34 protein-coding genes and 1 tRNA gene are annotated in these 19,947 nt (G+C 51.8%); 20 read left to right on the top strand and 15 right to left on the bottom strand.

What is annotated here, in order from left to right:
* Positions 1-5: 5 nt before the first annotated feature.
* The 15 genes from D568_RS0107775 to D568_RS0107700 all read right to left on the bottom strand — a co-directional run bounded on the left by D568_RS0107775 (position 6) and on the right by D568_RS0107700 (position 7,800).
* The gene (locus D568_RS0107775) at positions 6-626 is read right to left on the bottom strand and encodes a hypothetical protein (protein ID WP_020209026.1); all 621 of its coding nucleotides are present in this window, start codon (positions 624-626) and stop codon (positions 6-8) included.
* Between the two features lie 59 nt (positions 627-685).
* Complete coding sequence (locus tag D568_RS0107770) at positions 686-979, bottom strand: hypothetical protein (RefSeq protein ID WP_020209025.1); 294 nt, start codon at positions 977-979, stop codon at positions 686-688.
* Positions 979-1,440: a hypothetical protein gene (locus tag D568_RS0107765; protein WP_020209024.1), complete on the bottom strand. Its 462-nt coding sequence runs from the start codon at positions 1,438-1,440 to the stop codon at positions 979-981. Before D568_RS0107765 ends, D568_RS0107770 begins: the two co-directional genes overlap by 1 nt.
* Positions 1,428-1,778 carry a hypothetical protein gene (locus tag D568_RS0107760; RefSeq protein WP_020209023.1) on the bottom strand — a complete coding sequence of 117 codons (351 nt, stop codon included), beginning with the start codon at positions 1,776-1,778 and terminating at the stop codon, positions 1,428-1,430. The genes D568_RS0107765 and D568_RS0107760 overlap by 13 nt, the downstream gene beginning before the upstream one ends.
* Before the next feature lie 144 nt (positions 1,779-1,922).
* The gene (locus tag D568_RS0107750; protein WP_020209021.1) at positions 1,923-2,333 is read right to left on the bottom strand and encodes a hypothetical protein; all 411 of its coding nucleotides are present in this window, start codon (positions 2,331-2,333) and stop codon (positions 1,923-1,925) included.
* Positions 2,333-2,794 carry a NinB/YbcN family protein gene (locus D568_RS0107745; protein WP_020209020.1) on the bottom strand — a complete coding sequence of 154 codons (462 nt, stop codon included), beginning with the start codon at positions 2,792-2,794 and terminating at the stop codon, positions 2,333-2,335. The genes D568_RS0107750 and D568_RS0107745 overlap by 1 nt, the downstream gene beginning before the upstream one ends.
* A gap of 2 nt (positions 2,795-2,796) precedes the next feature.
* On the bottom strand, positions 2,797-3,327 hold the full coding sequence (locus tag D568_RS21085; protein WP_051084028.1) for a hypothetical protein: 531 nt from the start codon (positions 3,325-3,327) through the stop codon (positions 2,797-2,799).
* The gene (locus tag D568_RS19680) at positions 3,324-4,235 is read right to left on the bottom strand and encodes a DNA cytosine methyltransferase (protein WP_020209018.1); all 912 of its coding nucleotides are present in this window, start codon (positions 4,233-4,235) and stop codon (positions 3,324-3,326) included. Before D568_RS19680 ends, D568_RS21085 begins: the two co-directional genes overlap by 4 nt.
* Positions 4,232-4,519, bottom strand: a complete 288-nt coding sequence (locus tag D568_RS0107730) for a hypothetical protein (RefSeq protein WP_020209017.1) — start codon at positions 4,517-4,519, stop codon at positions 4,232-4,234. Before D568_RS0107730 ends, D568_RS19680 begins: the two co-directional genes overlap by 4 nt.
* Positions 4,520-4,538: 19 nt before the next feature.
* Positions 4,539-4,889 (bottom strand): hypothetical protein, encoded by a 351-nt coding sequence (locus tag D568_RS0107725; protein WP_020209016.1) that lies wholly within the window; start codon positions 4,887-4,889, stop codon positions 4,539-4,541.
* Positions 4,877-5,257 carry a hypothetical protein gene (locus tag D568_RS0107720; protein WP_020209015.1) on the bottom strand — a complete coding sequence of 127 codons (381 nt, stop codon included), beginning with the start codon at positions 5,255-5,257 and terminating at the stop codon, positions 4,877-4,879. The genes D568_RS0107725 and D568_RS0107720 overlap by 13 nt, the downstream gene beginning before the upstream one ends.
* Positions 5,208-6,152: a hypothetical protein gene (locus tag D568_RS21080; RefSeq protein ID WP_020209014.1), complete on the bottom strand. Its 945-nt coding sequence runs from the start codon at positions 6,150-6,152 to the stop codon at positions 5,208-5,210. The genes D568_RS0107720 and D568_RS21080 overlap by 50 nt, the downstream gene beginning before the upstream one ends.
* Entirely contained in the window at positions 6,152-7,198 is a 1,047-nt protein-coding gene (locus tag D568_RS0107710; RefSeq protein ID WP_020209013.1) for a hypothetical protein, read from the bottom strand. Before D568_RS0107710 ends, D568_RS21080 begins: the two co-directional genes overlap by 1 nt.
* 73 nt (positions 7,199-7,271) lie before the next feature.
* Positions 7,272-7,547 (bottom strand): hypothetical protein, encoded by a 276-nt coding sequence (locus D568_RS0107705; protein ID WP_020209012.1) that lies wholly within the window; start codon positions 7,545-7,547, stop codon positions 7,272-7,274.
* Positions 7,548-7,584: 37 nt separating this feature from the next.
* On the bottom strand, positions 7,585-7,800 hold the full coding sequence (locus D568_RS0107700; RefSeq protein ID WP_020209011.1) for a hypothetical protein: 216 nt from the start codon (positions 7,798-7,800) through the stop codon (positions 7,585-7,587).
* Positions 7,801-7,934: 134 nt separating this feature from the next.
* Between D568_RS0107700 and D568_RS19665 the strand changes: the two genes are divergently transcribed.
* From D568_RS19665 to D568_RS21075, 20 genes are all read left to right on the top strand, one after another.
* Complete coding sequence (locus D568_RS19665) at positions 7,935-8,576, top strand: LexA family protein (RefSeq protein ID WP_020209010.1); 642 nt, start codon at positions 7,935-7,937, stop codon at positions 8,574-8,576.
* The gene (locus D568_RS0107690) at positions 8,576-8,938 is read left to right on the top strand and encodes a hypothetical protein (protein ID WP_020209009.1); all 363 of its coding nucleotides are present in this window, start codon (positions 8,576-8,578) and stop codon (positions 8,936-8,938) included. Before D568_RS19665 ends, D568_RS0107690 begins: the two co-directional genes overlap by 1 nt.
* Before the next feature lie 683 nt (positions 8,939-9,621).
* Positions 9,622-10,215: a hypothetical protein gene (locus tag D568_RS0107680; protein ID WP_020209007.1), complete on the top strand. Its 594-nt coding sequence runs from the start codon at positions 9,622-9,624 to the stop codon at positions 10,213-10,215.
* Entirely contained in the window at positions 10,212-11,150 is a 939-nt protein-coding gene (locus tag D568_RS0107675) for a RecT family recombinase (RefSeq protein WP_020209006.1), read from the top strand. The genes D568_RS0107680 and D568_RS0107675 overlap by 4 nt, the downstream gene beginning before the upstream one ends.
* Positions 11,147-12,799, top strand: coding sequence for a YqaJ viral recombinase family protein (locus tag D568_RS19660; RefSeq protein WP_020209005.1), 1,653 nt, complete (start codon positions 11,147-11,149; stop codon positions 12,797-12,799). Before D568_RS0107675 ends, D568_RS19660 begins: the two co-directional genes overlap by 4 nt.
* Before the next feature lie 44 nt (positions 12,800-12,843).
* Positions 12,844-13,455: a 3'-5' exonuclease gene (locus D568_RS0107665; protein ID WP_020209004.1), complete on the top strand. Its 612-nt coding sequence runs from the start codon at positions 12,844-12,846 to the stop codon at positions 13,453-13,455.
* A gap of 212 nt (positions 13,456-13,667) precedes the next feature.
* Complete coding sequence (locus D568_RS19655; RefSeq protein WP_020209003.1) at positions 13,668-14,567, top strand: recombination-associated protein RdgC; 900 nt, start codon at positions 13,668-13,670, stop codon at positions 14,565-14,567.
* 33 nt (positions 14,568-14,600) lie between these two features.
* Entirely contained in the window at positions 14,601-14,897 is a 297-nt protein-coding gene (locus tag D568_RS0107655; RefSeq protein WP_020209002.1) for a hypothetical protein, read from the top strand.
* A gap of 10 nt (positions 14,898-14,907) precedes the next feature.
* Positions 14,908-15,111, top strand: coding sequence for a hypothetical protein (locus D568_RS19650; protein WP_020209001.1), 204 nt, complete (start codon positions 14,908-14,910; stop codon positions 15,109-15,111).
* Positions 15,112-15,152: 41 nt separating this feature from the next.
* Complete coding sequence (locus tag D568_RS0107645; RefSeq protein WP_020209000.1) at positions 15,153-15,362, top strand: hypothetical protein; 210 nt, start codon at positions 15,153-15,155, stop codon at positions 15,360-15,362.
* 171 nt (positions 15,363-15,533) lie between these two features.
* Positions 15,534-15,627: transfer RNA gene (locus D568_RS0107640), tRNA-OTHER, on the top strand.
* 18 nt (positions 15,628-15,645) lie between these two features.
* Positions 15,646-15,771 carry a hypothetical protein gene (locus D568_RS22150; RefSeq protein ID WP_020208999.1) on the top strand — a complete coding sequence of 42 codons (126 nt, stop codon included), beginning with the start codon at positions 15,646-15,648 and terminating at the stop codon, positions 15,769-15,771.
* Positions 15,772-15,874: 103 nt separating this feature from the next.
* On the top strand, positions 15,875-16,213 hold the full coding sequence (locus D568_RS0107630; protein ID WP_020208998.1) for a hypothetical protein: 339 nt from the start codon (positions 15,875-15,877) through the stop codon (positions 16,211-16,213).
* The gene (locus D568_RS0107625; protein ID WP_020208997.1) at positions 16,210-17,139 is read left to right on the top strand and encodes a hypothetical protein; all 930 of its coding nucleotides are present in this window, start codon (positions 16,210-16,212) and stop codon (positions 17,137-17,139) included. The genes D568_RS0107630 and D568_RS0107625 overlap by 4 nt, the downstream gene beginning before the upstream one ends.
* Positions 17,140-17,368: 229 nt before the next feature.
* Positions 17,369-18,025: a hypothetical protein gene (locus D568_RS0107620; protein WP_020208996.1), complete on the top strand. Its 657-nt coding sequence runs from the start codon at positions 17,369-17,371 to the stop codon at positions 18,023-18,025.
* Complete coding sequence (locus D568_RS19645) at positions 18,022-18,306, top strand: hypothetical protein (protein WP_020208995.1); 285 nt, start codon at positions 18,022-18,024, stop codon at positions 18,304-18,306. Before D568_RS0107620 ends, D568_RS19645 begins: the two co-directional genes overlap by 4 nt.
* On the top strand, positions 18,287-18,907 hold the full coding sequence (locus tag D568_RS0107610) for a DUF7338 family protein (RefSeq protein ID WP_020208994.1): 621 nt from the start codon (positions 18,287-18,289) through the stop codon (positions 18,905-18,907). Before D568_RS19645 ends, D568_RS0107610 begins: the two co-directional genes overlap by 20 nt.
* Positions 18,904-19,098, top strand: a complete 195-nt coding sequence (locus D568_RS0107605) for a hypothetical protein (RefSeq protein WP_020208993.1) — start codon at positions 18,904-18,906, stop codon at positions 19,096-19,098. The genes D568_RS0107610 and D568_RS0107605 overlap by 4 nt, the downstream gene beginning before the upstream one ends.
* Entirely contained in the window at positions 19,095-19,298 is a 204-nt protein-coding gene (locus tag D568_RS0107600) for a TraR/DksA C4-type zinc finger protein (protein ID WP_020208992.1), read from the top strand. The genes D568_RS0107605 and D568_RS0107600 overlap by 4 nt, the downstream gene beginning before the upstream one ends.
* Positions 19,295-19,945: a J domain-containing protein gene (locus D568_RS21075; RefSeq protein ID WP_020208991.1), complete on the top strand. Its 651-nt coding sequence runs from the start codon at positions 19,295-19,297 to the stop codon at positions 19,943-19,945. Before D568_RS0107600 ends, D568_RS21075 begins: the two co-directional genes overlap by 4 nt.
* Positions 19,946-19,947 lie beyond the last annotated feature (2 nt).

Raw genomic sequence — 19,947 nt, 5'->3', positions numbered from 1 at the left:
TGATTTCACGCCGCTACCCCCAACTCTTTTCGTAAACGCTCAGCCGCATCAGGATCACCCTCAGCCTGATCCAGCATTATGCCGATAACCTTGCCTATCGGCGGCAGACTGCGCTCTGGCAGCTCTTTGCAGTAGTCGTAAAACCGGTAAAACGCCCGGTGCCATGGGCTGCCCTGCTTGTACTCTCCGGCAGGCAACATTAAGGCCCGGTCAAAGTCGCTATTAGGGCGGCGGCGACGGCTACCCTGGCGATCCATTAACGCATAGTCCTGCATTGCGATACGGGCCAGCATCTGCAGACGCATATCCAGCAGCGGGTTTACCCCGGTTTCCTCCAGGTAGCGCCTAACCAGCCATTCCAGCACCCAGGAGCGTTCAAAACCATGAGCCGCCCCCGGTGGTGCATAAGCAAACATATTCCAGGCGTACAGTGCGCGGTCGCGCTCTTTGAGTCGGTCCATCGCCTTTTGGATATACCCGCACTCCACTTGCTGGACGATGCGAATATCATCACTCAGGCGCGAGCGGCTAATGCCAAATTTTTCAGCAACGTCTTTTGGATCAATCCCTTTCTCGCCAGTCAGGTAAGCAGCGTGTATCGCAACGCGCGCGGTCGTGTATCTCATATAACCCCCAATAAAAATACACTGGCTTGCTTCCCCAAACTTGCCAGAACATAAAACTCTTACGCGGCTTCTTTAACCGGTATTGGTGCCGCCACCCAAATAGGTCGGGGTTCGCCCGGAAGGTCTACGAGCGCAGCACAACACCAATCTCCAGCATCTAGGTTTTGGTACTTTTGCACCAAGGTCGTGCCATACCCACCGCCGTCTTGAGGCGGAATATCTACGTGAATAAATCCACCCGGAACCTTGCACTCAACTTTCGCCCTGACCGCCACGCTATAAACCGCCCCGGTGTAACCCACTATCGCGCGTACCGCCTCAATAACATCACCCTGCTCTACCGATAAAATCATTATTTTTTACCCCCATCTCTTAACGCCAAAAACCCGAAGAACGCAGCTGACCGCCCATCGGCGTTAGACCGCCCAGTCCAGCCCGTCAATTTTTCAAACAACGGCTTGTTGTCCGCGTCCGCCCAGTTACCGCGCTGAGGCTTATAAAGCACATAAGGCACACCGTAATGATCAAGCCAGCGCATTAGCTCCATCTGTGCGTTCTGGCACCGGCCAATACTCATAGCCACTTTCGACTCGGCCGCTTTTGTCTGTTTTTTGTTGCGGCGGTACACAAACTGATTGGCCATGACGTTTTCAATACTGAAAATCACATCGCCCTGCTCCAGCCAAACCGGCAGATGCTCGACAATGATTTCAACGGTCGTCGCCGTAGTGCACACCTTCAACTTACCATCCAGATACACGGCATAACCGTGACGTTCCGAATCGGGGTCCACGCCTATCACTACCTGCCCCATGCGCGTATAGCCTCCACAACCTCGTATGGCACCTCGTCCTGGTGCGGGTAATCTTCCAGCTGGCGCAACCACAATTCTGACTGCGGGCCAAACTGCTCTCTAAACTTCCGGCGACTGCCGTGCGTAACAAAATCATCAGCCAGCTTGCTTAACCCAAGTACGAACCAGTGCCCCACCAACACCTTGTTATGGCGAAACGTCGCACCTTCGCAATGATGGGCAGTTACCGCCGTGAATACGTCCAGGGCCGCACATTTGCCCCGCTCTTTCACCCAAGCCATGTGCCGCTTTTCGGCCGCATTGGGGCCGCGAGTGTTTTTAGTCGCCACTCTTTGCATTTTTTTGCCCACCACGAATCAGACTCAAGAGTGAAAAGCACACCGCCCACTGAAAAACATCTTTTGCGGTGTATATTGCTGCCGTCAATAAAACCAAAGCACACAGAATAAGCACTGTATCGATACACTCGACTATTTTTTTCATCACTTAACCCCCACGCACTCAATTTCAAATTCTGTATGCCGGTAGCAGCTCATATCGCCGTGCCGGTACATTTCCTCGATGCACTCCATACAGTGCTCGTTAATCGCGTCGATAGTCGCAAACGCCTCAAGCTCCCGCTCTTCGCGCTGAGTCGTGCCATTCGGGTAATCGAAAACACAGATCACTTTCACCAGCCAGCGGAACGGCTCTTTGTGAGTAATCCACTCGCCAAAATCACGGAAGACCTCTTGAGCACACAACCGTAATACCGGGTTACGGTGGTCTATCTGCCCGGCAATTTGCTCTCGCGTTTCTCGTAATGGATCAATGTCAGCCCAGCGAACGATCAAACCCTTAACCCCAGCGCGCGCCCGCTTACGCATATTCGATTTTTTCTTTTTGGTTTTCATTACTGATTTTGCTCCCGCTGCAACTTCGCGTACTCACCCTTGGATTCCAGCAAACAACCACGCTCGCCCGCGATCCACTGGAGCCAAGTTAAAAACTCAAACATTTCCCCCCGCCCCCAGCTTTTAGAACTGGTAAATCCTTTCTCAACGCGCTTTGTTAGCGGGCAGGTTTCCTCATACACCATCCAGGCATTGCCAGTGGCACCGTAGAACGTCCGCTTTAACCGCTTTTTGGTAACTTCGAGCTGGTTTTCAGTAACGTCCCTCACATCACAGCGCATCATGTACGCGGCAAACTCCCGCGCCCACACATGGAAAAGCGCGTTCTGATCCAGTGAGCGATCAGCACCAATGCGCGGAGCCGGAAAAGTAATAAACTTATGCTCGTCGTAAAGAGCACGAGCATTGGCCACAAAACAATTCCAAGTGTGCTCGCTGTTAATGCGAAACGACTGCCCCATAGCTACTCTGTACCTCTCGCCTTGCGAAACTCAGCCCCTTTCAGCGCACCAACTACCCAATCATCGCCAGTGCTTTCATACGGCTGAACGAATTTAATTTCCGATTTACCAGGGTCAGAATACGCCCACGCCTTACGCGCAAAACTCCAACCCTTAAAGCGATTCCAGCGGATAAACAGCGTCCAGGTTCCAGGCTCTACGACCGCGATACGATGCCAGCGCATGGCGCTGACGAAATTCCAGCGCCAGGGGCGAACCTTTATGAACTTGGAATACCAGCCGTGCGGGCTATCCGGGTCAAAACCCACCACGCGCTCTTCCAGATAACCACCGCGCAACGGAATACCTAAACACCAGTAATGCGGATGATCGTGAACCTCGCTGTCACCGTCGCTGCCCAAATAGCGATGAAGCAACACCTCAAGTTTTCCGAGTTTAAAAACCCGGTACCGCTCGATGTAATACTGACCGTCCAGGTCAATCGCCTTGGCGGGCATAAAACTTGTTATCCAAAGTAGAAATTTATTTATCACACTGCCTCCATTACGCTTTCGATGAACGTTTTTGCCGCTTCGGCATTGATTGCATTGCCGTAACCGCGCAGTCGTCCCACTCTGGCGGGAGCGCCATCAACCAACGGGAATGTGCCGGGTTCAACTGGCCTCCACTTTCCATCTCGGCATCCAAGCCAGTCAGCATCTCGCCAGAAGCCGTTAGTCGGGCCGGGCCTGCTATCGCTGCAAAGCCCTGTAGCCTCTGCTGGTTCTTGATCCCGTCCTCGCGCCTCATAACTACCGGACGTGGCGACCTTGTGTTGCTGCAACTTGTTGTCGGCCAGCCCGCCAAATTCGCCTGCCTCGGAAGCTGGTCGAATCTCGGTTTCCCGTTGTCGTTCCGGGGCTTTATGTCTACCCCCGAGTCTTTCCAATCCCTCGCCGCAGGAGACACCCACCCAGTACGCCCGGTCCCTGATGTGCGGGGCACCGACGCCCGCAGACGGAAACGGGACACACCCGAAGGCGTAACCCATGCTTTCCAAGTCAGCTTGTACAAGGTCGAACCAAGGTTCTGTAGCTTTGCTCGCAACTTGCTCTCCAAAGATGACTGGAGGTGTGCGCTGCGAGATGAGCCAGTCAAGTGAAGGCCATAGATGCCGCTCGTCAGCAAACCCATTTCCTTTGCCTGCCGCGCTGAAAGGTTGGCATGGGCAGCTTGCCGTCCACACCGGGCGATCATCGGGCCAGCCTGCGTTTCTAAGTGCGTAGCTCCACACCCCGATTCCGGCGAAGAAATGACATTGGGTATATCCCAAAAGCTCATTTGGTTTGACATCTTCAATGCTTCGTTCATCGACATACCCGTCAGCAATTAGTCCTGCCTTAATTAATTCGCGTAACCATGCAGCCGCGAACGGATCAATTTCGTTGTAATAAGCGGTCACGCCGCCATATCCCCTTCATCACGATTCACATACAAACGATTTCCCGACTGGCCGGTTACCGGGTCTTTCTTGCACCCGTCCTCAATCAAAAAACCGCAATCCAATAATTCACGAACACGACCGCAGCAGCAGTTGACCGTCATACCAGGTATGCCGCGCACAATCTCATTGCGCGTACACCCAGGGTGATCATCGACAAAGCGAACAATCTGCGCCCGCTTGGTACTAACCTTCCCCGACTCAACCAGCGCCAAGTAAGCGCCTTTGCTAGTGCTGCGAATCATGTTTACCTCCAGCCCCTTTTCAGGCCCCTATTTTTTTGCCCCAGGCGCGAAAGTAAATGCGCCCTCTTCGCTCGCGGTATGTCCCATGCCCGGGCACGACGATTTCACTGGTCTTACCCCGGCCAATTTTTTTCGGGCAGTGCGCATGAATCTCATGGCTTATGCCGTCGCGGTAAATCGCGTGAGCCGCCAACATGCTGTATCGCAGGTCTTCAATCAGACGGCCCAGTGGCACACACATTTTCTCTTTGGGCATTTCTATCTCCCACACGCGAGCCTCTAGCCGAACCGCTTCCTCTCGCTCGCGTATTTGACGCGCGGCATTGTCAATGCTGGCGTCTGGATCAATCTGATAACTCATTGCTTGCATTTCTCTTCCCCTTCATCAAACATTTTCAGCAGCTCAGAACAGTGTTTCCGCCCTGCTTCGTACCGTCGTTTTTTTGCCTCCTGATCCTCGATCGCTCGGCTTTGATCAAAATACCTGTGCCCTCTGGGTTTAACCGGCGGCATGCAGTAACCAAGAAACTCCCCGTAGGTTGGCGGCCACTCGGTATCACCCTGCCGCGCCGCTTCCCTCACGCGCTGCTCGACAACAGCGAACCCCCGGCGCCAATCGTCTTCACTCAAACTTTCGGTTTTTCGGCACCACAACAAAAACCGGGGCGAGTAATCACCGCGAGGGGTTCTAACGTCGCCCTCCTGGCTCGACCATCGGTGGCCAAACAGCTGGCTCATGCGCTGCCACATCGCGGTTACCAGCTTCCTCGTTTGCAAGCTGGGCAAATTCGTCTTCGCACTGCTGGTCGATTCTGTGGACAGCGCTTTGCCGTCCGCCGGTAAATGGCTGCTGATGTGTTGCATTGGGAATACTCCACGGGTTTTCTAAGTGGCCTCCAGGCCCATAAAACGTTGCCGCTTGCATGACGAACTGAGAGTTTTGTTTGCCAGTAGCGACGATGTATTTGGCATACCGAATTGTCGCCGCACGCATAGCTTCAAAAGTAAAGCCGTCACCAGTGCGAGCATTGGCCGCGTGATACGCCTTACGCTTATCGGATGATCCAGAGCGAGGCGGGAAGAGCGACCACAGCTCTTCAAACCATTCGGGATAGGTATGTTTTTTTGAGCCAGACTTAGATTTTTTTTCGCCATCCCCCGAAGGGTTTTTATTATTTCCCTTCCCTTCCTTTCCCTTCCCTTCCGCTTGTGCGTGCTTAAGTGGCGTGGAGCACGCGTCATTCACGCGTGGATCACGCGTCGAGCCCTCGTCATTACTGGTCTGATCGTCTGCTAAAGCAGGATCAGGTATAGTGCTATCTGATTCCCTGTTATTGATCACTTGATGAGCAGTAAAGCCGGGAACGACACCATATTCACGCCCGCATACACGGTACTTTTTAACGAAACCACGCGTGGTTAACGCGTCAAGCACGCGTGAAAAATCAACGGAGTCATAGGGTAAAATTGCAGCTTTTAATCTGCGAGGACGCCACTCAAAACGACCCTCACGGTCACACTGAGTCCATAGCCCCGCAAACGCTAAGCGAACAGGCAGGTCCGTCTCTTCCTCAAGGTCATACAGCCTTTCATCAAGGAAAAACTCAGGCTTTATAGTCCGAATACGAGCCATTACGACAACACCGCCTCACGCACAGGGATAACGTCATTGCGCTCTCTGTATGAGCCTATTTCGTGCGACTCAAACTTACCTGCCTCGGTAGCGTCAGTGGTGTAGCCGCAGAAATTCGCGCGGTGGTAGTAACCTTCGTGGTTGCGCACCATGTACAACTGGGGTGATGCGGGAAACAAAATGCCTTTTAGAGTGTGGGCACGCAGGAAGTCCATGCGCTTAATGGCTTCACTTAACTCCCCCTCAAGTCTTTTGCGGCGGAGACTTGAGTTGCGTTTTCTTTTCAGGTCGCCGGGGTTGTTGACATAAATAGTGTTGTGCCAGTGCCAGGACCGGCCATATTTCCCCGTATGAATTATCCAGTTGCCGTTCAGATCAAAAAAAGCAGTCCCGGTTATGGCGCGCCCTTTACGATCAAACGCATAGACCTTGCTTTTGCCGTGCTCAATGACAAAGCCATCGGCCGAAATATCGTTAACACCATGTATAGAGGCGCGGCCAAGGTCGGCACGGTAGTGCCACGAGCCTTCTATGCGATCCTGAATGGCCTGGATTGCCGTTTTACCGCGCGGCGAAACCTCCTTGGTTATAGGGCTCTTATCAACAAAGGTATAGCCTGAGAACACGCCACATAAGTAATCTCTTATTTTGCGGCGCGTGCGCTCCATCCGCAGCCGCAGTAAATACGGCATAACCCGTTCTTTGTCGCTTTCATAGCGTCCGCCGTGATCTGGGCGTGTCGGCGTGTTGACGCCTTGCCATACTTCAAACTCAATACATCGCCCGCATAAGCTTAGCTCTGCGCGCAGGTCGCCGTAACTGCAGGTGCGATAATTTCGCGCAAAGCTTAAACTGTATTTCTCGACCATTTCTTGTGGCACTTCTACCGTCCAGCCTATGCGATTTAGCTGCTGCACGATGCGCTTAAAAACTTCTCGCTTGAACGCTTTTTCCCAACCAGCACCAATTGGACTTTCTTTGGGGTCTTCACGTACGATAAATTTTGCGTCCGAAAATATTACTTTTCCGTCTCGATTAATCTGCATAGCGACACCTATTCAGGCCCCTCAACAATCAAAAAAGGGCCCCTCAAGGGGGCCAAACCTAGGAGCCTCGCCTTTAGCTAGCGAGGGAAAATAAAATGTTCTCGTCATTGGCTGCCCCTGGGCGGGCCTGAGAACGGAGGCGAGATTGGACAGATTGAAGAAGATCGGCTTTTGGCTTCACACCGGACTGCCCGAGAATGAAGCGCGATACAACCTTTGCCGCTTCGCGCATAAAGGCCGCGGGTTGCTGCCCTGCGATGCTGGACGCTTGCTCTATTTCTTCCAATTCAATTTCACTGAGATAAGTAGCTTTGCGGATATACCGCACTTTTCTTGGATCGTCGTACATGGTTGCTTCCCCTTTGGTTTACATGGTTGCTCTATCGCTATGCCGCTTGCGCCATACCGAAGTGCTCTAGGACTTCCAACAAAGAAACCTTGCCGTCACTCTCGCGGGCCAGCGCTTCGCGCAGCGGCTTACGAGGCTCTTTACGGGCTGGAAGAATATGGATTTGGAGGTAAGCAGGAGTTGTCCCACAGCGGCGCGCGTAGTCGTCCCGCTCATCCTCAGAAAGAGATTTGATGTAATCGCGTAACTTCATATTTCCACCTAATTTTCACTGTTAGGCGAAATATACCCATTTGGTAGCTTTATGGCAACCTTTTTAGTAGTTTACCTTTTAGGTAATGCGCGGATAATTCTCAAGTTGAATAAAATGCGCGGACGAAACCATTAATGGACATATCAGAGATTAGATATACAAATACTCGAGCTATTGTCTCCTCCGTGGGCAGCCTAGTTGCTTTCGGTGACGCTATAGGTAAAGCGCCTGCCTACACCAGCGCAATAGCAGGAAAAAAGCCGAGAAAGAAGATTGGCAACAAGGTAGCGCGAGAGATTGAGCAGGCGTTCAAAAAACCCCATGGCTGGCTTGACCGACTACATAGTGATGGATCACTACAGGAAGAGGCTGCAATTGCCGCCACCAGACAAGTTCCTCTCATAGCTTGGGTGGCAGCCGGGGCTTGGTGCGACTCGCCAGATAACTATGCACCAGGTGATGCAGAAGAATACCTAGACTGCCCTTTCCCGTTTAGCGACCACTCCTTTTGCCTGAAAATCGTGGGTGACTCTATGACGCCTGATTACCGCGAAGGCGAATACATACTGGTAGATCCTGCCATTGAGCCAAAGCACGGCGACGACGTAGTGGCGCGCGAGCCCGATGGCCGCCATACGTTTAAGCGTCTGCAAGACACGCCGGACGGCATGTTTCTACTGGCTTTAAATCCCGATCACCCCAACCGAAAAATACAGATACCGCCTGACACCCGTATTTGTGGCGTGGTAACCGGCAGCTGGATGAAGAGGCGATAATGATAGAGGATTACAATAAACGGACAGTGTTGCTCATCATGCGTTTTTCCAACGAAAACAGCAGCAAAAAACATAAACAGGAATACGCGCCGAAAATCCAGCGCCTTATTGAGAAGTTATCTTCCGGTGCCTGCAAAATGGCCTTTGCTTCCCCTGGTGGTGACGAATTTGGGTTCTTTCTAAGAACCAATACCCCGCTGCGTGTCATCCGCGCCAAGCTGTACGGTACCGCTCAAGATGCGGACGAAGCGCTACTGCTCAGTGGCGATAGTCTTCTCGCGCTTGAGATTGGGAGTGACTTTGACGGCCAGGGCTACAGCGCTGCCTGGACGTGGCTCCAGCATCATCACGGTAAAGATTAATGAAATCCTGGCCGAAAGCATCTTCCAGCGCCGGGCGCATAACCTCAGCATGCAGATCATAACCAAAACGCCCCAATCGCTCTCCAAACCGCGTTTTGGCGATCTTACGGATTAACCAAGCTCGTAGCCGACGACGCCAACTGAGTGCGGAACCCCCCGAAATAACACCATCCTCATTGGGGACAATAGAATATTTTGAGCTAAGCATAAATTTCTCTCGCGAGTCGTTAAATGATCACCTTCTAATAAACAAATTCACTAATCGTCAGAACCGCAACCAGCCTCCAAGTCCCGAAGCGTTAAGAAAGCTTTTCCGGGTGGTGGATTCTGACAAGCCTTAGCATCATCCAAAACAGCCCTTATTTTTTTATTGTGCGCTCGCGCAGCGCGCTCCAGCTTAACCACCCGATATATCGAAATTAGCGAAAGAGCCAACGCCGTCAGGCTTAAAATCACAGACCCCCCTGAACCCAGCACAACACCCTCCTAACTTAGCCAGCTAGCCCTTTTGCTAATAAAAAACATCGACACCAATTGCCGGTGAATCCTAACTATACCAAAAAAATACCAAATAACTACCATTTGGGTATTTACATAAATCTACCAATTGGGTATCTTTGCTCCCATAGTCAACAACACAGCAGGCACCGCCCTGCTGTTTTTGCCACTACGGGGAAGCAACAATGGACGAGAACACCTACCTGCTTAATCGTCACCTGGACGAGCAAGAGCGCCTGGAGCGTGAGTATCAAAATCGATTAATCGGCGCCGCGGCTCTAGTTGAGCAGATGGCGATTGCCTTGCTTTACGAAGGCGTGCGCACTTTTGTTGGCAGCAAGGCCGCCGACCGTGACGACATTAAAGAAGAAGTTTTACGTGAAAGGAATCTGCGCGAAGCCATGAACGAATGGCGCTATAACAGCAACCGAACCCCTATAGACGATTTGGTTTTTCGTGCAGCAAGCCGCCTTTGCGCCTTAAGTGCTGACTTCGATCTAGTTGATCTTAACCTTGATGTAACAGCCCCAAAGGTTCCGTTGAGCGCTGCAGAGATTGAAAGCTACGCGCAACCGATTGAGTGCCGCATTGACGACTACCTAAACCGTAAGCGCCCCACCGTGGCCACCGCCAAAGCGAAATATACCGTTCCGCTGAAAGTATTCGGCCGTACCGAATTGTTCACAGGATGGGGCCAAACCATTGAAGAGGCAGAAAGCAAAGCTATTGCTCTTATGGCCCGATCTAAACCAATTTCACGAGAGGACATTGCCGCATGAATATGCAAGCTAAAAATGATTCGCCTAGCCGCGACATTGTCAGCGAATCAGCAGCTGACGATTTAAACCGCTATCCAGAGCATAAGACCAGTACTACATCGTTGGTGCTAGATCCCGACGCTATGGACAAAATGATGCGCTTAGCTGAAATCATGGCCGGAGGTGTTGCCACTATCCCAGAACATCTACAGGGCAATGCGTCTGACTGCCTCGCCGTAATTATGCAGTCAATGCAATGGAAGATGAACCCTTACGCCGTTGCCCAAAAGACACACACAGTTAAAGGTGTTTTGGGTTACGAGGCTCAACTTGTCAACGCCGTTATCACATCAAACGCCCCCATTAAAGGCCGACTCAATTACGAGTGGTTTGGTGATTGGTCGAAAGTTACCGGAAAGTTTGAAATTAAAAATGGCTCGAACGGCGAATACCGTATTCCTGGCTGGAAACTGGCAGACGAGGAAGGCTTGGGCGTTCGAATCACTGGAACCCTTAGAGGTGAAGATGAACCGCGCGTGCTTGAGGTTTTGCTTGCACAAGCGCGGACACGCAACAGCACTCTATGGGCTGACGATCCACGTTTACAGCTGGCTTACCTGGGCATAAAAAAATGGTCTCGCCTACATACACCAGATGTGATTCTTGGCGTTTACACGCCCGACGAAATCAACAACTTTGATTCGTCCGAGCCTCGGGACATAACCCCCAAAAGTGAAGGTCGAGCAACCGAGCCAGAAGAATTGCCCATTTACAGCGATGAAGAGTTCAAGGCGAACCTTAGCACCTGGAAGAGCGCGATTATGGAAGGCAAGGCTAACGCTGCGTTTATCAAAAACAAGGTGTCGTCTAAGGCTCAAATGACCGACAAGCAATTTGAAAAACTGAAAAACATCGAACTTGACGCGGCCGCTTTGGCCCAGGAGGCGCAACAGTGAAAACTTTAGAAAATTTAGTTCAAGGCAGCCCCGAGTGGAAAAAAATACGCGGCGAATTCTGCGTAGCCTCTGAGGCCCCTATCATCATGGGTGCCTCACCCAATGTTTCTCGTGACGAGCTGCTGCGCCTTAAAGCGACCGGCGACGAGCAGGTGCATGACGAGTGGGTAGAAAAATTCGTTTTCGCTAAAGGCCATGAAGTTGAAGCCCTAGCACGCCCATTTGCCGAAAAAGCGATTGGTGAAGAGCTGTACCCAGTCACTGCTACCGAAGAGGTGGCAGGCTTAAAACTGCTGGCGTCCTACGACGGACTGACCATGTTTGAGGATAACCACTGGGAGTGCAAGCAGCATAACCAGGCGCTGCACGCTCTTGTATCTTCTGGCGGTGAGCTAGAGGGCAAGCATTATTGGCAACTTGAACATCAGCTTTTAGTAAACGGCAATGACTCTTGTGTGTTCGAGGTCACCGATGGCACCGAGGAAGGCGCTGCGCGACTGGTTTATAAATCCCGCCCTGAGCGCCGCGAGCAGCTAATTGAAGGCTGGAAAATCTTTATTCAGGATTTAGAAAACTACCAGCCGGTAGAAGCTACGGTACAACTCGAAGGAAAAACACCGGAAAACCTGCCCGCGCTTATCGTAGAAATTACTGGCGGCGTGAAGACCACCAACCTGCCCACATACAAAGAGCACGCTTTGGCCGTGCTGGATGCAATAAGCACGGATCTGAACACCGATCAGGACTTTGCCGATGCTGCCACGACCGTCAAGTGGTGCGAAGGCGTAGAGAAAAAGCTGGAGTTAACCAAAGAGCAGGCACTGTCGCAAACCGCCGATATTGACCAGCTAATGCGCACTATCGACGAACTGAAAGAAGCAACCCGCCAGAAGCGGTTAAACCTAAATCGTCAGGTAGAGAGCCGCAAAAAAGAGATTCGCACTGAAATAGCAACTACCGCCCGCAACGCCTGGGCCAGCTATGTGAATGAAGTTAACGCCAAGCTATCGCCCTGCCGGCTGCCTGAAATTGCGTGCGATGTTGCCGGTGCCATGAAAGGTAAGCGCACTATCGACACGCTACGCGGCGCGGCGAACGACGAAGTAATGCGGGCGAAGGTAGAAGCCAACCGCTTTGCCAACACCATCGAAGCCAACTTAAACCTGCTTGCCGATCTGGCAGAAGGCTATGACTTCCTGTTTGCCGACAAACAAGAGCTTTGCCTGAAAGATTCCGAGGCCCTGGCCGCAATCGCCAAGCAGCGCATTGCAGACCACAAGGCCGAGGAAGAGCGCAAAGCGGAAGCTGAGCGCCAGCGTATCCGCGAAGAGGAACGCCAGCGAGCAGAGAAAGAAGCGGCAGAGAAAGCCCAAGCCGAGCGAGACGAAGCCAACCGTATAGCTCTTGAGTGCGCAGAGCAAAGCGCCGTTGTTCGCCAGCCTGCGCCCGATATGCGCGACGACAACCAAGATCAGGCGGCGAGCGTTCCGCGCGATGTGAACGAGCTTATGGGCACCACACAAAAACCAGCGGCGCCCTACCGCCCCAGCGACGACGAAATCATTCACTTAATCGCTGAGCACTACAGCGTCAGCATCAACACGGCTGAGCATTGGATTAAGCAGATGCAAATCCGCGTCGCGGCATAACTCTCAATCACTGGCCAAGACAGCCAAACACTAGGGGAACCAACATGAACAAAGCCATTATTTTCGATACAGAAACCACCGGCCTGCCGGTATGGAAAGAGCCAAGTGAATCAGAGGCTCAACCTCACATTGTGCAACTGGCTGCGCACCAAGTAGACCTCGATGCGCAAAAGGTTATTCAAACCATCGACGTAATTGTTAAGCCCGAGGGCTGGGTTTCTTCACCCGAAGCACTGGAGACTCACGGCATCACCGAAGAGTATGCCGGCGACGTTGGAATCCCTGAGAAATTAGCAGTGGAAATGCTTATGGACCTGTGCGGCAACGGCCTGCATATCGCGCACAACACCACTTTTGACCGCCGAATCTTGCGTATCGCATTAAAACGCTACTTCGGTGACCGCATTGCTGACGACTTCAAAGACGCGCCCTACGAGTGCACCGGCCTGCTATCAAAACCCATTATGAAAATGGAACCCAAAGGCCGCTACGGCTACAAGATGCCGAAACTCGAAGAGGCTTATCGCTACTTCACCGATAAAGAGCTGGAAAACGCCCACACGGCCATCGCCGACGTTAACGCCTGCATGGAAATCTACTGGGCAATTAAAAAGATCGAAATGGCGACAGCTTTAGACCCAGCAGTCGGCCAATAAGAGATTACCCCTGTCGGGTAAGTAAGGTCGGGAAGCGCGTAGCAGTTAGTTCGACCTAAAAGCAAAGGCGCGCAGCCCCTTGGAAACAGGGGGCACTTTTAAAGGCTCTGGAAAACTGACAACCCCGTTATGGGCCTGAACGGGCGAGGCACCAGAGTCTTTAATAGTGATTTAAACCGCCCTTTTTAGGGGCCTAATTCCAAGGTAAGCATATGTTCAAGAACGCCAACATTTACACGCTATCGAGCCTGCCAGCTATCACCAGCGAGATACTGCAGGAAAAAGCTTTTGAGCCATGCGGGAAAATGGACACATGCCGTGCCGGCTTTTTCATTCCGAACGAGTTGGATCAGCTCGCCACGGAGATAGACCGCTTTGTTGTGTTCTGTGTGGCAACCGAGGAAAAGATTTTACCTCCATCGGTAATTCGTCAATACGTCGCCGAAAAGGTAGAAGACATTCGCACCCAGGAAAATCGCCCTGTAGGTCGTAAAGAGCGCGAAAACATAAAAGATGAGATTACCTTCAGCCTATTGCCGCAGGCGTTCACTAAACGCCGCCTGAGCATGGCCGTGCTCGATAAAACTAAGCACCTGCTAATTGTGGATGAGTCCAGCGCCGCTCGAAGTGAAGAAGTTTGCAGCTTGCTCCGCGATGCTTTGGGCAGCCTGAAAGCAGTTCCTGTTTCAACCCAAATGCCATTTTCCTCATCGGCAACTCAGTGGCTTAAAGATGGCCTGCCTACCTCTTTCGAACTTGGTAACTACTGCAAGCTGCAATCACCCAAAACAGACGCTACTCATACCTGCAGAAATGACGATGATTTGGCGGAACAAGTTAGCACGCACATCGACAACGGCTTGCTGGTAACCGCGCTTCGCCTAAAGCACGACGCCCTGACCTTCACCGTCAATGAATCGCTTGCGATCAAGAGCCTCAGATTTGACGACGAAAAAATAAACGAGGTGGCAGACCAGGTAGAGGACAACTTAAAAGCCCTGATGCTCGGAAATATAGTCCTGTCCGCAAACCAAGTCGAGTCAGCCTTAGAGGCTCTTTGTCGAGGCCTGGGCGGAGCGGTTAACCAAGAGTTGTTTGAACCGGCAGCGTAAGAGCGGGCCAACACACACCAACTGGAGATAGGAATGGAATTTTGCGACTACTGGCGAAAAAGCGGCGACAGCATAGCCAAACGACACGAAGGCGAAGACGACCGAGCCTTTGCACGCCGAATAGTAAAAGCGGCTTGGCTAAAAGCCACAACCGAAGAGCGCGGCCGGTGCGTCACCGCCGTTAAAGAATCGGTCGAAGGGTTTAGCGAGGTTCCTGACCACGTTATCGAATCGCTACAGGACAGAGAAACGGCCAGGACTGCAACTTTAACTATTGCGGAATCGTTTGCCCTGGTTTCGATTGACGCGATTAACACACCGAATCATTGAGGTGAGGGATATGCAAAACCCAGAGTTTTATCTTGTGTGGACCCCTGACGGCTGGCCGCCAAACTTCCGGCACGACACGGAGAAATCGGCAGAGATTGAAGCCAAGCGCCTGGCTAAAGCAAACCCAGGCAAGCAATTTCATGTGTTGGCACATATCGGAACGGCGCAGCGCGTAGAAGTCGATTACAAGCGCGTTGAATCGATTCCATTTTAGTAACTAACCGCCCCTATGGGCTCATTGTGGGAGATATGGCAATGAAAGACTTAACAGCTCAATTCTTGGCTGTATTCATAATTCTTCTAGTTGTGTTTGCTCTTAATTACGGCTTTGGTTCTTACAAGTGTAGCGCCAAAGGGAAATCTTTTGATGATTCCGACTACGGGCCAATTCAGGGCTGCATGGTTTTGCATAACGACCGATGGCTGCCGATTGAAAACATACGCGGCTTTGATAGTCGCGGCTAACCCACTCCGCCTCGAATAGAGGCGGCACTGGAAAGGGCTCTTGGTTTATCCATGTGTGACTTAAGGCAGCTGGCGGATTAGCAAGAGTATGCCGAAACCTACCTCAGTAGGTTTGTGATGGCCGAAGCGAAACGTGACAGGTCGAACGCCGAGACACAAGAGTCCTTTTCAGTGTGGTGTAGCTCAGATGGTAGAGCGGCTGTGCGAGTCTCAGCAGGTCTAGGCCGATGAAGGACGCCGGTTCGAGTCCGGCCACCACACGCCAAACAACAGGAGAGAGGGTATGAAAAACATCGAGCTTGGCCAGTTTTATATCGCATACGGAAAGTACCTGATGCTTGATGACCGATGCCAAAAAGCCGTTATGGACGCCATTGATTCATTTCTTTCGAGTAAAAGCCATGAATGACAAAGATTTTTTAAGGTTCCTGATTCCAGTGGCAGCAATTCTAATTGTTGGCATAGCGATTGGCGTAATTGTTTTTTAAGCCCCAACAGGGCAAGGGGGAAGAGTGAGCGATTTAGAGTACGAACAAATGTTAGAGCGAGAACGAGCGGTAGCAAACCAGGTTAACGAAATGCTTGGAAAGCCAAAAAATTTAAGTCCGCTAGAAAAGGTAACGGCCGAACGCGACCAACTGCGCACCGAGCTTGAGAAAGAGCGGGAGCGGGTGAGTCAGATCTCTACAGAAATTCACAATTTGGAGTATGCGGCATTTAACCTGTGCGAAAGTGTCGATGAAGCGGAAATTAAAAACGTAGTTGAAAGTACATGCCCCGAACGGTCTCTGCGAATTGCAATTCGCAATATCAAAAGCGTCCTATCCGCTGGCGAAGGAGCCAACCAATGACTGATAGAGAATATTTAATGACCGCGATTGCGGAGGTTACACACCCACTGGACATTATCGAGGATGCGATAGACCGCATAGCTGATGCGGTTATCTCATGGCAAGCCGCCCGCACTGCAGATCCCAATGTAATGCACGAGCCTGAGTTTACCCGCGCTGGCGGGGAGGTGGAGGCATTCGAAGTAACAAACGACATGGTTATGGCGTTCCATGATGCGCTAACAGATGGGCCAATTTCAGAAAGTGACTTCAATGAAATTAAGATCGGCCTTAATGCCGCGCTTGTGAATCACACCCACCCCACCCCAGCGGCTGGCGGGGAGGTGGAGTCAGCAAGCTGCTCTGACAAGCCTCAGGGCTGGACGCCCGAAAATGAGATTGCTTGCTCGAATTTTATTTCCAAAGTTATCAAAAATGGACTGTTCGGGTCTCTGAACAATAACCAATGGCGTCACGTTTATTCTTTTGCAACCACCCCAGCGGCTGCGGTGCTGGACGGATGGGAAACCGGCTGCGAAAACTGGCCCGTAATAGGCGGTAAATACCTAATCACAATTGCCGGTATCGTTCAGCACGAAACCTATGAGTTTGACCGAGGCGATGACGGCATGGGCGGTGGCGGCTATTTCTGGAGCCGTGACGATATTGACGATTGCCCAGAGTTTAACCCTGATGATTTATGGCTTCGCGTTGATACGCTCACCGCCGCCCCGCAACCGGTGGGGGAGAGTGAGAGCGGATTGATTAGAGCTGCAAAATATATCGAAGAAAAAGCGGAGTCATACGATCTCGAACACGGCACAACCGAGGGAGATACGGGCGCTCGCGTTTACCCCGGAAATGGCGAAGACCATTACAACAGCTTAATGGAGCTGGCCGAAGAGTTGAGAGAGTTGGACGCCCAACCACCAGAGGGGGAGCGGTAGCGATGATAATAAATACAAGCTGCAATTGCGGAGAGAAAATAACGGTAAGAACCGGTAACGATTCAAAAACTCGATGCAGAGCTGACGGCAAGCAGGTCGTCTACACCGAAGACCATGATCGAAATGGCGGGCGCGAATACAACATATTCAGATGCCGTAGATGCAGAGAAATAATTGCCAAGTCATGCAAAGAAGCTGCATATAGCCAGCGCTCAGGAGGTGGGGAGTAATGTCAGAACCAACTAAATCACCGCTAAGCTGGCCGCATTGGTTCCCGCGCACACCAGAACATAAACGTGTGCACGGACGCTTTGGCAAAAAGAACAACCAAGGCTGGGGGCGCAACAGCATAACGCTGTCACAAGCAATTGGCCGTCTGCTGGGTGAGCTGGATCGATTCACTAAACCCGGCCGCACCTACCGCTGCGATCCGGACGAGGTGATTGTCAGCACTAACCTGGCATTGCGGCTCGATGGGTTACCGCGCTCCGGACAACGCAAACCGGAAGACCCAGGCGTCGCCGTTTACTTCAATTTGGACGGCAAAGATCGTTGTATTCCATGCGATATGTATCTGCGCATCGAGGACAACATAGCGGCAATTGCGGCAACAATTGAAGCGCTGCGCACGATTGAACGCCACGGCTCGCAAATGTTTGAGGCTGCGTTTTCAGGGTTCGACGGACTGCCCTCTCCCGACCATGTTGTGGCGCGCTCTTGGCGTGACGTTTTGGACTACTACGGCAATGACAAAGCCGAAGCAAAGCGCGCTTATCAAATTGCTCGAAAAGCAGCTCACACAGACCACGGCGGCAACTCTGACTCATTCAATGAAGTTCAGACAGCGTGGGAGCAAGCGCAGAATGAATTGCGGGGCAATCAATGAAAAAGAAACTCTTACCCCTAGCCATGCTATCCACCGAAAGTCCGGGTTCAGATTGGTCTGTTGTCATGCCTGACAAGCTAGAACCACAACTGATTTACCCCTATGGCGAAAAGCTAGCCACATGCCCCGCTTGCCGAGGCTACAACTTGGAACGCCAGTGGTGCCAGCATTGCAATCAAAGCGGCGCCGTTTGGCTTAACCCGAACCAAGGCGAGCCCGTGAGCGATTTCAATATTTATCTGTCACCACAGGAGAACATTTATGTGGACAACAAAAATTAAATTTCTATTGGTCGCCGAAACTCTTTGGAGTGTTTGGATTGCTCTACCCTTATTGGGTTTGCCGCTCATGCTACTGGGCTGGATTTCCCCAGTTTTGTGGGTCGCATCAATTCTAACAGTGCCCGCGATGCTCGCGCTTTCTAAGTCGGGGTTGTCGCGTAACCCGGAAACACCGAACAAACGCATACGCCACTTGCCGAGCTGGATGGACTGGGCAGAAACGCCCGATTATGAACTGCCCGGAGACTTCGCAGAGCCGACAGTTAAAAAGCTGCACGACACCATCGCAAAGCTCAGTAAACCGCTCGCGTGGTTTATCACTAGCTGGTACTGGATTGGATTTAGAAACGTAGGCCACGGCATTACCTGGAACAGTGGACACCCTACTCCAAGCTTTCCGCAGCACTTAACGGCCGAAGAGCTGGAGCAATACGGAACAGAAGTGAAGCAAAAGCGCATCGGGTTTCTGTGGCTAATGTGGGGCTTCAAAACCGTCAACGACCGGCTTAACACACAATCGAGTATTCCTGACGATTGGTATTGGGCTGTGCCCTGGTACTCAATCAGATTTAGAAAACGCGATCTTGGAGGCGACCAATGAAATTCACCGATAACGAAAAGCGAATTTTGAGCTTAATGGAGGAAGGCAAGGAATACACCGAGCTTGCTTTAAGCACAAACCGCCGCTCCATGATGGGGCTCTTGAAAAAGAAGGCCGTCACGCGTCGCCTAGCCCAAGCGGACATTCACATTCCAAATTCCGGTTATAAGTACAGAAAGGTGATTGCATGAGCGAAGAACGAATGCTGGAAGGCGAAACAGCAAATTACGAGGCGCTGCGCGACAACGCCATCAACCTAATTCGCTCCCAGGTGCCGACCGGTAAAGGCCCGGCTCACTGCATTGAGTGCGGCGACGATATGCCAAAGGAGCGCCGTGATCACGGCTTTGTGCTGTGCGTTGATTGTAAAACCCTGGAGGAACGGCCGTGAATTTATACGATGCGTTAGGCGTTGCCAAAGACGCCACCAGCGAAGCGATTAAAAAGGCTTATCGAAAGCTCGCGCAAAAGCACCACCCAGACCGCGAGGGCGGCGACCCTGAGAAATTCCACCAGGTCGCGCTTGCTTATGAAGTGCTATCGGACCCTGAAAGCCGTGCACGTTATGACGAGACTGGCGAAACCGAACAAGTCAAAAGCGCTCTGTCCGAAGCCGAGGATTTTCTAATGACAATCTTCGCGCAAGAAATTTCTAAGGACGAGCCGGGCGATTTAATTGAGCGGATAAAAGATAAGCTACAGCGCGGCATTAACAGCGGCATTAGTGACGCAGAAGAGACTCAGAAAGAGGTTGACGAACTCAAAATGCACGAGGGTCGCATTGAGTCGGCTCACGAATACAACCTTTTCGCGATGGTTCTTGAGCAGAAAATTCGTCACCTGCAGCAGTCCGTAGAGCAGGCTATGGCTCATGTGAAAACAATGGAGACTGCCCGCGACATTCTGGACAGCTACCGAGACACCAAACCCAAGCCGCGGCCGGAGTCGACTTACAAACGCCCCTTGTTCGATTTTGATGTACTTCGGTCGGAAATGGACGGAATGCGCGGCTCAGCTTTTGGCTATAAAGGCCCTTAACC

This window comes from Gilvimarinus chinensis DSM 19667 (assembly GCF_000377745.1).
In the GTDB taxonomy this organism is placed as follows: domain Bacteria; phylum Pseudomonadota; class Gammaproteobacteria; order Pseudomonadales; family Cellvibrionaceae; genus Gilvimarinus; species Gilvimarinus chinensis.
Note: the sequence above shows the minus strand (reverse complement) of the source record. Positions and strands in the feature narration are given on the sequence as shown.

Bases quoted from the DNA above. Each gene is read 5' to 3' on its own strand.
- D568_RS0107775 (WP_020209026.1), bottom strand. From the start codon at position 626: ATGAGATACACGACCGCGCGCGTTGCGATACACGCTGCTTACCTGACT.
- D568_RS0107770 (WP_020209025.1), bottom strand. From the start codon at position 979: ATGATTTTATCGGTAGAGCAGGGTGATGTTATTGAGGCGGTACGCGCG.
- D568_RS0107765 (WP_020209024.1), bottom strand. From the start codon at position 1,440: ATGGGGCAGGTAGTGATAGGCGTGGACCCCGATTCGGAACGTCACGGT.
- D568_RS0107760 (WP_020209023.1), bottom strand. From the start codon at position 1,778: ATGCAAAGAGTGGCGACTAAAAACACTCGCGGCCCCAATGCGGCCGAA.
- D568_RS0107750 (WP_020209021.1), bottom strand. From the start codon at position 2,333: ATGAAAACCAAAAAGAAAAAATCGAATATGCGTAAGCGGGCGCGCGCT.
- D568_RS0107745 (WP_020209020.1), bottom strand. From the start codon at position 2,794: ATGGGGCAGTCGTTTCGCATTAACAGCGAGCACACTTGGAATTGTTTT.
- D568_RS0107730 (WP_020209017.1), bottom strand. From the start codon at position 4,519: ATGATTCGCAGCACTAGCAAAGGCGCTTACTTGGCGCTGGTTGAGTCG.
- D568_RS0107725 (WP_020209016.1), bottom strand. From the start codon at position 4,889: ATGCAAGCAATGAGTTATCAGATTGATCCAGACGCCAGCATTGACAAT.
- D568_RS0107720 (WP_020209015.1), bottom strand. From the start codon at position 5,257: ATGAGCCAGCTGTTTGGCCACCGATGGTCGAGCCAGGAGGGCGACGTT.
- D568_RS21080 (WP_020209014.1), bottom strand. From the start codon at position 6,152: ATGGCTCGTATTCGGACTATAAAGCCTGAGTTTTTCCTTGATGAAAGG.
- D568_RS0107710 (WP_020209013.1), bottom strand. From the start codon at position 7,198: ATGCAGATTAATCGAGACGGAAAAGTAATATTTTCGGACGCAAAATTT.
- D568_RS0107705 (WP_020209012.1), bottom strand. From the start codon at position 7,547: ATGTACGACGATCCAAGAAAAGTGCGGTATATCCGCAAAGCTACTTAT.
- D568_RS0107700 (WP_020209011.1), bottom strand. From the start codon at position 7,800: ATGAAGTTACGCGATTACATCAAATCTCTTTCTGAGGATGAGCGGGAC.
- D568_RS19665 (WP_020209010.1), top strand. From the start codon at position 7,935: ATGGACATATCAGAGATTAGATATACAAATACTCGAGCTATTGTCTCC.
- D568_RS0107690 (WP_020209009.1), top strand. From the start codon at position 8,576: ATGATAGAGGATTACAATAAACGGACAGTGTTGCTCATCATGCGTTTT.
- D568_RS0107680 (WP_020209007.1), top strand. From the start codon at position 9,622: ATGGACGAGAACACCTACCTGCTTAATCGTCACCTGGACGAGCAAGAG.
- D568_RS0107675 (WP_020209006.1), top strand. From the start codon at position 10,212: ATGAATATGCAAGCTAAAAATGATTCGCCTAGCCGCGACATTGTCAGC.
- D568_RS0107665 (WP_020209004.1), top strand. From the start codon at position 12,844: ATGAACAAAGCCATTATTTTCGATACAGAAACCACCGGCCTGCCGGTA.
- D568_RS19655 (WP_020209003.1), top strand. From the start codon at position 13,668: ATGTTCAAGAACGCCAACATTTACACGCTATCGAGCCTGCCAGCTATC.
- D568_RS0107655 (WP_020209002.1), top strand. From the start codon at position 14,601: ATGGAATTTTGCGACTACTGGCGAAAAAGCGGCGACAGCATAGCCAAA.
- D568_RS19650 (WP_020209001.1), top strand. From the start codon at position 14,908: ATGCAAAACCCAGAGTTTTATCTTGTGTGGACCCCTGACGGCTGGCCG.
- D568_RS0107645 (WP_020209000.1), top strand. From the start codon at position 15,153: ATGAAAGACTTAACAGCTCAATTCTTGGCTGTATTCATAATTCTTCTA.
- D568_RS22150 (WP_020208999.1), top strand. From the start codon at position 15,646: ATGAAAAACATCGAGCTTGGCCAGTTTTATATCGCATACGGAAAGTAC.
- D568_RS0107625 (WP_020208997.1), top strand. From the start codon at position 16,210: ATGACTGATAGAGAATATTTAATGACCGCGATTGCGGAGGTTACACAC.
- D568_RS0107620 (WP_020208996.1), top strand. From the start codon at position 17,369: ATGTCAGAACCAACTAAATCACCGCTAAGCTGGCCGCATTGGTTCCCG.
- D568_RS19645 (WP_020208995.1), top strand. From the start codon at position 18,022: ATGAAAAAGAAACTCTTACCCCTAGCCATGCTATCCACCGAAAGTCCG.
- D568_RS0107610 (WP_020208994.1), top strand. From the start codon at position 18,287: ATGTGGACAACAAAAATTAAATTTCTATTGGTCGCCGAAACTCTTTGG.
- D568_RS0107605 (WP_020208993.1), top strand. From the start codon at position 18,904: ATGAAATTCACCGATAACGAAAAGCGAATTTTGAGCTTAATGGAGGAA.
- D568_RS0107600 (WP_020208992.1), top strand. From the start codon at position 19,095: ATGAGCGAAGAACGAATGCTGGAAGGCGAAACAGCAAATTACGAGGCG.